This window comes from Anaeroglomus insulsum (assembly GCF_050689095.1).
GTDB classification, from domain to species: domain Bacteria; phylum Planctomycetota; class Phycisphaerae; order Sedimentisphaerales; family Anaerohalosphaeraceae; genus Anaeroglomus; species Anaeroglomus insulsum.
This window is the reverse complement of sequence record NZ_JBOGCL010000007.1, coordinates 20,555-32,593: the sequence shown is the minus strand read 5'-3', so window position 1 is coordinate 32,593 and position 12,039 is coordinate 20,555. Positions and strand designations below refer to the sequence as shown.

Annotated in this window: 7 protein-coding genes; 4 read left to right on the top strand and 3 right to left on the bottom strand. The window is 49.8% G+C overall.

Annotation, left to right across the window (positions count from 1 at the left end; translation table 11 throughout):
- Positions 1–49: 49 nt before the first annotated feature.
- The 3 genes from ndk to ACQ9LF_RS07635 all read right to left on the bottom strand — a co-directional run bounded on the left by ndk (position 50) and on the right by ACQ9LF_RS07635 (position 2,440).
- Positions 50–508 carry a nucleoside-diphosphate kinase gene (gene ndk, locus ACQ9LF_RS07645; RefSeq protein ID WP_462488796.1) on the bottom strand — a complete coding sequence of 153 codons (459 nt, stop codon included), beginning with the start codon at positions 506–508 and terminating at the stop codon, positions 50–52.
- 8 nt (positions 509–516) lie between these two features.
- Complete coding sequence (locus ACQ9LF_RS07640; RefSeq protein ID WP_462488795.1) at positions 517–1,302, bottom strand: OmpA/MotB family protein; 786 nt, start codon at positions 1,300–1,302, stop codon at positions 517–519.
- Positions 1,303–1,441: 139 nt separating this feature from the next.
- Positions 1,442–2,440: a helix-turn-helix domain-containing protein gene (locus ACQ9LF_RS07635; protein ID WP_462488794.1), complete on the bottom strand. Its 999-nt coding sequence runs from the start codon at positions 2,438–2,440 to the stop codon at positions 1,442–1,444.
- Between the two features lie 2,088 nt (positions 2,441–4,528).
- Here ACQ9LF_RS07635 and ACQ9LF_RS07630 point away from each other — a divergent pair.
- From ACQ9LF_RS07630 to ACQ9LF_RS07615, 4 genes are all read left to right on the top strand, one after another.
- Positions 4,529–6,886 (top strand): LamG-like jellyroll fold domain-containing protein, encoded by a 2,358-nt coding sequence (locus ACQ9LF_RS07630; protein ID WP_462488793.1) that lies wholly within the window; start codon positions 4,529–4,531, stop codon positions 6,884–6,886.
- Positions 6,887–7,278: 392 nt separating this feature from the next.
- A complete protein-coding gene (locus ACQ9LF_RS07625; RefSeq protein ID WP_462488792.1) occupies positions 7,279–7,800 on the top strand; it encodes a sigma-70 family RNA polymerase sigma factor in 522 nt (173 codons plus the stop codon).
- Positions 7,793–9,454 (top strand): NPCBM/NEW2 domain-containing protein, encoded by a 1,662-nt coding sequence (locus tag ACQ9LF_RS07620; RefSeq protein WP_462488791.1) that lies wholly within the window; start codon positions 7,793–7,795, stop codon positions 9,452–9,454. The genes ACQ9LF_RS07625 and ACQ9LF_RS07620 overlap by 8 nt, the downstream gene beginning before the upstream one ends.
- Before the next feature lie 77 nt (positions 9,455–9,531).
- A complete protein-coding gene (locus tag ACQ9LF_RS07615) occupies positions 9,532–11,907 on the top strand; it encodes a LamG-like jellyroll fold domain-containing protein (RefSeq protein ID WP_462488790.1) in 2,376 nt (791 codons plus the stop codon).
- The last annotated feature ends 132 nt before the right edge of the window (positions 11,908–12,039 follow it).

Here is a 12,039-nt window from a genome sequence, read left to right as displayed (position 1 = left end):
ATGTGTTCCGGTCTGAGACCACTGGGAATCGAATCGGTGAGCCAGAGGGTTATTGATTATTGTGATAAACCCAAGGTTCGTCGGAGATCGGATACGTGAGGATGTCTTCGGGGGAGAAATACAGGCCGATCTCATAGGCGGCAGATTCGGGGCTGTCTGAGCCGTGAACGAGGTTGTAGCCACGGCTGCACCCGAAATCGCCGCGGATAGTTCCCGGCTCGGCTTCACATCCAAAGGTTTTGCCCATCAGTTTGCGGCATATTTGAATTGCCCCGGGACCTGCCCATACCATGACCAGAGAAGGCGAGGAACTCAGGTATCGGGTAACGCTTTCAAAAAACGGTTTACCTTCGTGGACGGCATAATGACGGCGTGCCAGAGACTCCGAAATATGCATCAGTTTGGCGGCGACCAGCTGCAGGCCTTTGCGTTCAAACCGGTTTATAATCAACCCGATGAGGCGCCGCTGCACCCCATCGGGTTTGATAATAATTAATGTTTTTTCCATTTCCAGGGTTAGCGACTGCTTGGGATGATATAAATTTCAACACGACGGTTGACCGGATTACCCTGTTTGTTGGGCTTGTTGGGTTCGGCAGGGCGAAATTCGCCATAGCCTTTGGCACACATCCGTTCTTCAGAAATTTGATTCTGCGCCAGAATATTCAGCACAGAAATGGCACGGTGTACCGACAGATGCCAGTTTGTCGGATGCTTCTGTTTCGTATCGGCCCGGCTGATTCGCAGGTCATCGGTATGGCCGACGATGACCATGTCAAACTGCTTGGCCTCGGGCTGATTCATAATGCCAGCCAGGGTTTTCAAGGCATTGACGGCAGAGGCTGCGACTTCGTCACTGCCGGGGTTGAACAACAGGTCACTTTTGAATTTCAGTGAACCGGTGGCTTCATCAAAACTGACCAGGTCGGGGTTTTTGCCGGCAAAATCCTTGAGCAGGACATTCATTTCCATGGGCAGGGGGGCGCCGCCCTGAAGGAGCTGTTCCTGTAGCTTGGCAATCATGGCTTTTTTCTGTTCCAGGTCGGCTTCGAGGGCCGCGATATATGCATTTTTAGCTTGCAGGTCAGCTCCGCTCTTGCCGGTCAAAGCCTGCAATTCCTTATTTTTTTGATCCAGAGTCTGGTTGCAATCACCTAATTGGCTTTCCAATTGAGCAATCCGGTCCTGCTGAATCCGATTTTGAGCCTTCAGGTCATCCAGCTGAGCCTGAGAAACGCAACCGGTTCCCGCCACAGCAACGACCCCTAATACTGCTAATACCCACATCCTGCTTGTTTTCATTTGTTTTTTTTCCTTTCCAGAAAGTTCAATCCCTTGTGAAAAGCCCGCTGACAGGCTGAACACTGTCGATGCGGGCTTTAAAATTACGTATCTTATGTTTTATGTCGGCAAAATGAATCGATTTATTTCAATTTTGGGACTATGGTTTTTTCTGATACACATCAGTTTTGCCCTGGCCTTTTCCGGCAGCCAGCATGGCAAAGACCGAAAAGACAATCACTGTCAGCAGCAGAACAATCGCGATGATAAACCCCCAATTGATGTCGGCAAGTCCCTGGTAGGATAGGAACTTGACAATGGAAGGCAGTATCCCTCGCAGACCAGCGGTCGTGGCGATTCCGGCCAATATCAGTGCTAATAAGGGGAAAAACATCATTATGCCATAGATGTTCGAAGCTGGGTCCGGAGGGGCAACCGCGACTAATTGTGCTCCTGGAACCGTGACGCCGTTACTGATTGCGGCGACGGGAGCCGCCGCAATCGGCCCGGCGGCTTCGCCGGCCCCGCCGGGTTCATGCAGCAGGCCTTCGGCCTCTTTGGCAAAATCCACCGGAGCGGCGGCCTCGGCCTGAGCAGGGATATCCGGCCCGGTCGGCAGGATATCATCGAGGACCGCACCCAACGAGGTGTCGTCGGCCTGGAGGGACAAATCGAGCAGGCCGGAGCCGCTGCCTACACTTTCCAGGTTGGCATCTGCATCCAGGCTTTCGACCTCTTCCAGTTCTGCCGCCTTGGTTTCGGCTTTGGTATCCGAGGTCACTTTGTAATGATCATCCGTGTCGCCGAGAACATTGATGCCGACAGTGCCGACATTGGTGTCGGCCATGGTCAAATCGCCCATCTGGCTTAGCCCAAACCCGCCTTCGCTATCGGGCTTTTTGGAGGAATCCGGGCTGATATCCGGCTCAAGTTTGATTTCGGCGGTTTTTTCCAGTTCCAGGCCGATTTCCGAATCAGCAACCAGATCAATGGTGTCAGACTCTTCTGCGAGCTTGTTGATTTCATCTTGTTTGTAAAGCACTTTGGTTCCATCCCGGTACTCGCGGATTTTACCCTCTTTGATGAGTTCTCTAACCTGGGACTCTGTTTTTCCGAGCTTTTGCGCCGCTTCCTGAAGAGTGTAAAATGTTCCTGCCATGACACAATCTTTCCATAATGAGTCTATACGTACGTTTCTATCCAGTCACTGCTTTGCTCTTGGAATCTTAAGGGGCCCTCTACCAATTCATTTTGGCGGCCAAAGGACTCTATTTGTCTCTGGCGGCTTTTGCCTTCCTTGCCAGTAAACAAAAATCCTCTTTTTGCCGCTCAAAAGCAATGTATAGAGCCACCCTTAACTTATTTGCTTTACTTATGTTAATTATAGCCGACCTGTTACATGATGCAACTTGATTTTTTGTACTTTCCTGAAGGAGAATAGGATGATTAATGCCCAAAAAAGACAGGCTGTATCCGATAATTTAGGGTATTGCTGATTATCCTAAGAGTTCTATTAGGCGATACCGTGGTGCTTGAATCCCCAGATTCCGGGACGGTATGTGGGCCGGGGCACTAATGATATGGACTGTCAAACCCAGTGCTGTTGGCAGCATTGATTGTCTCAACTTTGTAATGCTGAATCTGACTACCGCCAGGACACGGCGTTGCTCGATATCGCCGACTCCATTGGTATTGTTGTCGGTGAGGACTGACAGTCAGGGAAGGATACGAGATCGGATGTTGTTGCACAAAAAAGGAAAGTTTCGCCGTGGCAGGGAAACTTTCCTTTTTGTTGGGTGTTTGTGCTTTTCTAAAAGCTCAAACTTATTTCTTTTTAGCGACTTTCTTCTTTGCGACTTTTTTCTTCGCAACTTTCTTTACGACTTTTTTCGCAACTTTCTTTTTCGCAGCTTTCTTTGCCATAGTCTGTTCACCTCCTTTCACAACTTATCCGAGATATACCTGTACAGGTTTTATTTCCTTTATAGTTATTATATAAACATCGTCACAGAGTTCAATTTTCTTGACGGTTTTTTTGACTTAACCGGCGATTCCAGAAGACTTTGGAGTCAACGCCATGGGATTCCAACCAGGCTATAGACCATTCTGAGGATGCAATTGAGCGCCAATACAAATTGACGAGAATTCTTTCAAACAGGTCAATGAATGCAATATATGGCAGAGAATGATTTTGGTGATTGCGATTTGGCAGTCTTCCGAATGCCGAAATCTTGATGTCATTCCGCACAAGCAGGAAAAAATTGAAAAACGAAAAAATTGTTTGTGTGGATGGATGAAAAAAACGAAATATAACAAGCGATTGTGAGTTTTGTCTGGGTGATCTCTTCCTGTGATGGGAGGGTTCCAGATGTGTTCGTCGATCCGATTCTGATTTTGTATGGGGAGGTGGTACCAAATAGTGTGTCCGTGCGGTTCTTAGGTTTGCTCCCATCTCTGCCAGACCGTGTTCATATCCGGGTCTCAGACACGCACAACAAAATCATTCATCAAGTCCCTGGCAGCAGAAGTCAAGTCCCTGGGAATTTGACTTCAGATTCTTGGCTGTTGCTTTTTTGACCCAGGCGGATTTGGGCATTGGCCGTTTACGGCCGGACAAAAAGGGGGATCCCCGGCGAGCGGTTGAGCCGTGAACATCACCGGTTGCTTTGCCTGGAGGTAGAGTGTTGGTCACCTGACTTGTATCCGGCAGCAAAATAACCTCTTTCGGCTGGCAGTTTGTCATACAGGTACGCTGTCTCATTGTTGGGTCCGTTAAATCGCTCTAATCTGGGTGCTAAACAGAACATCAGAGGTCCTTAATCTAGCCTGTTGTCTGCAGTCCTTTTTGTTCAAAATCAGGTATGATGTCCTTCCCGACTGGATCTTTTGTGCCAAGGCCAAATAATTTCCGATATATTTCGGCGTATTGTATCCAATTTAAGATAGAGCTGCTCACCTCCCCCTGGAATAGAGCCGCTGGTTCATCGTTGTGAATAGCTCATCATAAGGAAAGCTTCACTGAATGAATCCTGGCTATACATCTAAAAAACCCGTCCTGCAAGTTACAATAATCCAATAATTGATTCTTAATCACTATAGATTCGCCCTGTTGAATTAGCGATAATATACACAACATCGATAATTTGCGATGATGTGGTGCAGAGAGGAACAACGAGTGGTTCAGCGTTTTGGGGGTATCAAACGGAAGTCAACCGAAACTATTGTATGGATTTATTGGAGAAACAACATGGTACGAAGAAAAGCAGTCATTTCAGTTACATTAGGTCTGGTTATCCTGGGCGGGATTGTCTCCGCGGCGGCAATTGACCGGACGATTCCGGGGATTATTACCGGCAGTTCTCAGTTCGGCAATCATGAAGCCCCCCGATGGGTTTTTGATAACAGAACGGACACCAAATGGCTCTCGACGAGTCCGACAGGCTGGGTACAGTTTGAATTTCTGAACAATCAAGCCTTTGCAATCAATTCGTATGCCATCACATCGGCCAACGATTCTCCCGGCCGTGACCCGAAGGCCTGGACGCTTCTGGGCTCTAACGATGGGACCACCTGGACTGCTGTGGACAGCCGCAGCAATGAAAGCTGGGTGGCCCGATTTCAGCGTCGCGTTTTCAAGTGCACCAATACCACGCCTTATCGGATGTATCGGCTGAATGTCACCCAGAATAACGGTGACGGCATCATGCAGTTTTCCGAATTGGAACTGATTGAAAACGGTATTTCCAGAACGGCATATTATCAATTTTCCTGGAGCAGTCAGATTAGTAACAACGAAGGCGGAAAGCTGGTGCTTGACAGGATCACGGGTAGCAAATGGCTGACGGCAGGGGGGAATACTACCGGCTGGCTTGTGTACCAATTCCTCGGCAAGGGGGCTTATGCCATCAATCAGTATGCGATTACTTCGGCGAATGATGCCCCGGATCGCGACCCGAAAAACTGGACTTTGCAAGGCTCGCATGATGGCAAAATCTGGTTCCCCCTGGACACCCGTACGAATGAAACCTGGACGGATCGTCTCCAGCGGCGAGTGTTTGAATTCAGCAATGCCGTTGCATATTCCTATTACAAGCTGGATGTGACCGCCAACAATGGGTCTGGCGACCTGATGGGCTTTTCGGAATTTGAATTGCTGGAAAACAATCTTCCGGGTGCAGCCAAATATGTCAGCCCTGGCGAGGCGGTTTACGAAGTTCCGCTGAATGCTCAGTTGGATTGGGAAGCTGGGATTGATCCCAACAGCGGTACAGGGACATGGAATGCCATTGGCGGTCATTATGTGTATCTGGGGACCCATCCGGGCCAGATGACTCTTCTGACACCTACGGCATTGCCGGCGGCAACCACGGCATACAGCCCGACGTTGCAAGCTAATACCACCTATTACTGGATGGTCGAGGAAGCCCTCAAGAAAGCCGGCGGTGGGGTTTATCCGGCCGGTGATCCGAATAACGTGGCCGGGCGTGTCTGGCGGTTCAGCACTGAGACGACGCTGGTTCTGGTCAACCCGGAAAGTCCTGTCAATGCCTTTGCTCATCCCGGCGGCAGTGCGAGCTTTACGGTTGAAGCCAAGGATCCGCTGCAAGGAATAATTACCTATCAGTGGTACTATGACCCGGACACAGAGACCGATGGCAATGAAGTTCAGCTGACCGAAAGCAGCAAGTATCAGGGCGTCAATACTGCCACGCTCACGGTGAACAATGTCGCTGAAACGGATAAAGGCGCCTATTTCTGCGGTGTTGCCAACAGCACACAGTTTGTGGTCTATTCCAAGACAGCCAATCTGTATATCAAGAAAACGCTGGCTCACTGGACGCTGGATGCGGCCAGCTACAATGGCACAACCTATGCTGATGCAACAGGTCTGGGACATCACGCGGTGCTGGTTGGTACCCCCACTTTTGCGAACGGTATCGTTGATGGTAATAAGAATGCCGATAATGCGGTAGCCAATGGTGCAGTGTCTTTTGCTGACCCGAACAGCTGTGCGGATGCCGGCGGATTCAATCCGAGTGCGGAAACCAATGCGTTCTCGATTTCAGCGTGGGTGAACTGGCAGGGAACACAGGGTGTCACCAGTGCAATGATTGCCGCCAAACGGGATAACTGGCAGTCTGAAGATAATAACTACTGGATTTTCCTGGTGACCAGCTCTGGTATTGTCCGGATGCAGTCTCAGAATCGGACTACCTTGAACACGGCAGCCAACCTGATACAGAAAGACCAGTGGCATCTTGCCGTGGTAACCTACGAAGGTGGTATTGCCCGTATTTATGTGGATGGTTTGCAGGCCGCCGTGGGCAATTTTACCCTGGCCAACAAACCCGACGCCAAATTCTGGATTGGCAGAAATGAAAGCATAGGAGAGCGTTTTGATGGTCTGATTGACGACCTGAAGGCCTTTAATTATGCCTTGTCGCCGGAAGAAGTGGTTGATTTGTATTATGCCGAAACCGGCAGCCCGGTATGTATTTACGGTAACCCGGTCGGCGACATCAATCAGGACTGCAGAGTCACCATTGACGACTTTTCGGTGATGGCCCAGGAATGGCTGACAGATGGACTTTATCCCAATCTGTAATTCCAAATTAGACAATTAGCTCGATCTAGCGTACAGGTGGTTCCGAAATCATTTCGGAACCGCCTTTTTGAATTGTGGATAAAGGCGGTGTACAAGGATAGTCTGACCCTTCAGATGGGCCTCCGGCTGAGGGCGGCATCACCGGGCTCAAGTAAATATATGCCCTGGTTGGCCATCTGATGCCAGAAACATAGATTGGAGGCGAGATATGAAAGAGTGCGTACATTGTGTTTTTTGCGATTTTTTTTGAAAAATAGCTGAGTTGTAAGTTCCTGTAAAAAAGAGTATTATGATTTTTATTAAACAGCCCGGCCAATAAAAAAATACAAAATTTGGTATTGGCCAAAAGTAGTATACGGAGTCAGGTATTTTTGATGTCAGAGGGCTGGTCGATGTCGAATAAAGATGAGTTTTTTTCTCTGTTTCTGAAGCATAATAACCAGTTGTTTGCGTTTATTTTAACACTGGTGCCCAATTATGCCGACGCGGAAGATCTTTTCCAGGATACAGCTTCTATTCTCTGGGCAAAATTCGACCAATTCGACCCAGAACGCAGTTTTATCTCCTGGGCACGACAGATTGCCAAAAATCGCATTTTGAATTATTACACCCGGAAAAAATCCGTTTTCCAGCTGGATGAAGTGCTCATTGAAAAACTGGCCTCCCGTACGGTAGATGTTTCCGATGCCTGTGAACAGAAGAAAGCAGCGTTGAAAGACTGCATCAAGAAAATGAACCGCCAGGATGCGGCGATTATTCAGTTGCGATATCACCAGGGAGTCAGCATGCTGGATATCGCCAGCCGGCGCCAGCAATCGGTCAACACACTCTATAAGCGGATGGCATTTCTGCTGACGCTGCTGCATGCCTGTATCCAGAAGACGTTGCTGGAGTCAGGAGCTGTGTATGAATAATCTGAACAATCGCTATTTGTATGAGTTAATTGTACTCTCTATGGAGGGTGCGATGACTGATCATCAGGCGGTGGAACTGAAGCAATGGCTGGAAAGCAGCGAAGCGGCACGTCGGGAATATGTTGATTTTATTACCACCCTGAGCGTATTACGTGACCATGATTTCAGCTGTCCGGAAGCGATTCTGCCGGCAGTTACCGATTTGTCCGATTGTTCGCTGAATCTGGCGATGTGGAATGCCCTGCTGGAACAAGAACAAAAAGCTCCCCAGGTGGAAATTCAAAAGCCTATTCCTGTCGCCTCCGTTGCAGAAGAGGCCGGGCTGGTTCGGCAGTCTCTGATTCGATACAACAAAATTTCCGCACTGATTGCATTTGTGTCTGTAGCGGCTCTGTTTTTTATGATTGGCTATGTCAATCGCCTTTTGCCGGACCCTAAAACCTCGGTTGCGGTGGTAACGGATTTAATTGATGCCAGGTGGGGCAATGAGGAGGCTGTGCAGCAGGGGGCGGTGATGTATGTCTCCAAACAGCCCTGTGAACTCAAGAGCGGTCTGGTCAAATTTCAACTCAACAGCGGGGCAGAAATCATCGTCGAGTCCCCGGCCCGATTTCGATTCCAGTCGGAAAACCGGATGTATGCCGATAGTGGCAGATTTTATGCCAAAGTGTGCGACAGGGCTATTGGTTTTACCATTGAAACGCCATCCTCGTCGGTGATTGACCTGGGAACGGAGTTTGGAGTACACATTCTGCCCAGCGGCGATTCGGAGGTCTATCTGTATCGCGGCAAAGCATCTTTGATCGCCGGGCGTCAGGATCAGTCCAAATCCAGTCATATTCTGGAATCCTTCAATGCCCGATTTGTGTCGATGTCAGGACGGGTTAACCAGGTGGACTTTCGCCCCATGCAATTCGTACGGCAGATTGATTCGGCAAAAAACTGGGTCTGGAAGGGCCAAAATCTGGATCTGACCAGTTTGATTACCGGGGGAAATGGTTTTGATGCCCCGCAGAATTCCCAGGGTATCGATCTGTTGACAGGGCAGATGAACTGGACCGCGTTTGAAAAGAAAGAGCAGGGGACTGGTGATTATCTGAGCATCTCTTATAATCCGTTTGTCGATGGTGTATTTGTTCCAAATGGGGAGAATGGGGCGTCTCAGGTCAGCTCGGCTGGTCATATGTATTCCTTCCCGGCAACCTCAAGCGCCTACTATGTTCCAATTGGTCCTCGTACCGAGGTGGGGATGGTGACCCCCAGCAATATCCGTCCCCTGCGATTAAAAGGCTATTCGGCTCAATCCATATTATGTATGCACAGCAATGCGGGAATCACCTTTGATCTGGATGCCATCCGGAAAACACTGCCTGAAAATGTGGGGATCAAAAGCTTTACCGCAACCTATGGGATATCGGATACAGCGATTGTCGATGCCGGCCAGAGTGATCCCGATGCGGATTTCTTTGTGCTGCTGGATGGGCAGCCCAGGCTCTGCAGGAAAAATTATCACAAGACCGAAGGCGCTGTGGCTGTGGAGATTCCGATCCAGAGGAACGACCGCTTTCTGACCCTGGCCTGTACGGAGGCGACAGCAAATGCAGCGGATTGGACGTTGTTTGCCGATCCATCCCTGGTTTTGGAAAGGCAGTGATTCGGATCTGGTTTGGCGTAATACACAAATGAATACATTGTGTATAATTATTAACGTTTTTTTGTGGAGGATTAATTATGTGTAGGTTGAAATGGCAACTTGTGGTGATGGTTTTGGGAGTGGCAATCGGAGGGATTGCCTCTGCGGCCGTAATTGACCGGACGATTCAACCCGGCGTCATTACCGGCAGCTCTCAGTTCAGTAACCATGAAGCGCCCCGCTGGGTGTTTGACAACAGGGCTGATACCAAATGGCTGGCTAATGGCCCCATAGGCTGGGTTCAGTACGAATTCGCAAATAATCAGGCCTTTGCGATCAATTCGTATGCAATTACCTCAGCTAATGATGCTCCTGACCGTGATCCGAAGGATTGGACGCTTCTGGGGTCCAATGATGGGACTACCTGGACAGTGGTGGATAGTCGCACCGGACAGAGTTTTGCCGCCCGGTTCCAGCGTCGACTTTTCAAATGCACCAATACCACCCCGTACCGCATCTATCGGCTGAATGTGACCCTCAATAACGGCAGCAGCAATCTGATGCAGTTTGCGGAATTGGAACTGATTGAAAACGGCATTCCCAGAACCGCCTATTACCAGTTATACTGGAGTAGTCAAATCAGCAACACCGAAAGCGCCCGCCTGGTTCTGGACAGGATTACCACAAGCAAATGGCTGACTGCAAGCGGGAATGTTACCGGCTGGCTTGTGTTTCAGTTCCTCGGCAAGGGGGCCTATGCCATTAACGGGTATGCGATTACCTCGGCGAATGATGCCCCTGAGCGGGATCCGAAAAACTGGACCCTGCAGGGATCTTTTGATGGAAACCTCTGGACGGATATTGATACTCGCACCGGCGAAAGCTGGACTGGGCGTTACCAGCGTCGCGAATTTACCTTTACCAATAATGTCGCCTATCCGTATTATCGCCTGAATGTGACGGCGAATAATGGTTCAGGTAATCTGATGGGCTTTTGCGAGTGGGAATTGCTGGAACGGGAACTGCCGGGTTCGGCCAAGTATGTCAGCCCGGCCGAGGCAGCTTTAGAGGTTCCGCTGAATGCTCAATTGGATTGGGAAACCGGCGCGGATCCCAACAGCGGTGTCGGGACCTGGGATGCTATTGGGGGGCATTATGTCTATATGGGAACCCATCCCAGCCAGATGACTCTTCTGACCCCCACGGCACTGCCGGTGGCAACCACGGCATACAGTCCAACGCTGGAAGCCAATACCACCTATTACTGGATGGTAGAAGAAGCCCTCAAGAAAGCCGGCGGTGGGGTCTATCCGGCCGGTGATCCGAACAACGTGGCAGGCCGCGTCTGGCGGTTCAACACCAAGACGACCCTGGTTCTGGTCAATCCGGAATCGCCGGTGGATGCGTTCGCCAACCTCGGCGGCAGTGCAACCTTTACTGTTGACGCTACTGACCCGCTGAATGGCACCATTACCTATCAGTGGTACTATGATCCGGATACTGAAAAAGATGGCAATGAAGTGCAATTGACCGAAGGCAGCAAGTATCAGGGTGTCAATACTGCCACGCTTACGGTGAACAATGTGACTGAAGCGGATAAAGGTGCCTATTTGTGCGGTGTTGCCAACAGCACACAGTTTGTTGTCTATTCCAAGACGGCCAATCTGTATATCAAGAAGACCCTGGCTCACTGGACTCTGGATGCTGCCAGTTATGATGGCACCTCCTATGCCGATGCAACAGGTCTGGGGCATGATGCGGTTGTGGATGGCACACCGGTCTTTACTGATGGTATCGTCAATGGTGATAACAGTGCAAGCGATGCTGTTGCCAATGGAGCGATCAAGACCTCTGACCCGAACAGTTGTGCCAGCGCAGGCGCCTTCAATCCGAGCGAAGAGACCGGGGCGTTCTCCATTTCGGCCTGGGTCAAGTTCCTTGATGTTGTGGGTAATGATTTTGGTATGATTGCCGCCAAACGCGACGGCTGGGCTTCCGGGAATGAAAGCTACTGGCAATTCCTGGTGGTTCAGGGAACTGGAGCGTTGCGGATGCAGTCTTATGGTCTGACTTCTTTTGATACACCGGCCAATTTGATTAAGCAGGACGAATGGCATCATGCCGTGGTTACCTTTGACCGCAGCATTGCACGGATGTATGTGGATGGTTTACAGAAAGCCTATGCCGGCTTTACGCCTGCCAACAATCCGGCAGCGACCTTCTATATTGGTCGGAATAACAGCATCGGTGAACGGCTCGATGGTCTGCTGGACGATGTGCGGGCATTCAACTATGCTCTGAGTCCCGAGGAAGTAGTTGACCTGTTCTATGCCGAAACCGGCAAGAATGTCTGTATCTATGGCAATCCTGCTGCGGACCTCAACGGGGACTGCAAAGTGACTCTTGAAGACTTCTCCGTCCTGGCAGGGAACTGGCTGACTCATGGATTCTATCCTGAATTGGATATTAAATAACAGCATATAGTGATGGGATTTATCGAATCAGGCAAGCCGGGGGAAACCTCGGCTTGTCTGATTCTGTTATGCCTGTTTCTCAGATGGTAAAGAAGGACTGCTGCATCAGTAGGGATGTTGTTGAAATTACAT

Excerpts from the sequence above, each read along its gene's own strand:
- ACQ9LF_RS07620 (WP_462488791.1), top strand. The coding sequence starts at position 7,793 with ATGAATAATCTGAACAATCGCTATTTGTATGAGTTAATTGTACTCTCT.
- ACQ9LF_RS07630 (WP_462488793.1), top strand. The coding sequence starts at position 4,529 with ATGGTACGAAGAAAAGCAGTCATTTCAGTTACATTAGGTCTGGTTATC.
- ACQ9LF_RS07625 (WP_462488792.1), top strand. The coding sequence starts at position 7,279 with ATGTCGAATAAAGATGAGTTTTTTTCTCTGTTTCTGAAGCATAATAAC.
- ndk (WP_462488796.1), bottom strand. The coding sequence starts at position 508 with ATGGAAAAAACATTAATTATTATCAAACCCGATGGGGTGCAGCGGCGC.
- ACQ9LF_RS07635 (WP_462488794.1), bottom strand. The coding sequence starts at position 2,440 with ATGGCAGGAACATTTTACACTCTTCAGGAAGCGGCGCAAAAGCTCGGA.
- ACQ9LF_RS07615 (WP_462488790.1), top strand. The coding sequence starts at position 9,532 with ATGTGTAGGTTGAAATGGCAACTTGTGGTGATGGTTTTGGGAGTGGCA.
- ACQ9LF_RS07640 (WP_462488795.1), bottom strand. The coding sequence starts at position 1,302 with ATGAAAACAAGCAGGATGTGGGTATTAGCAGTATTAGGGGTCGTTGCT.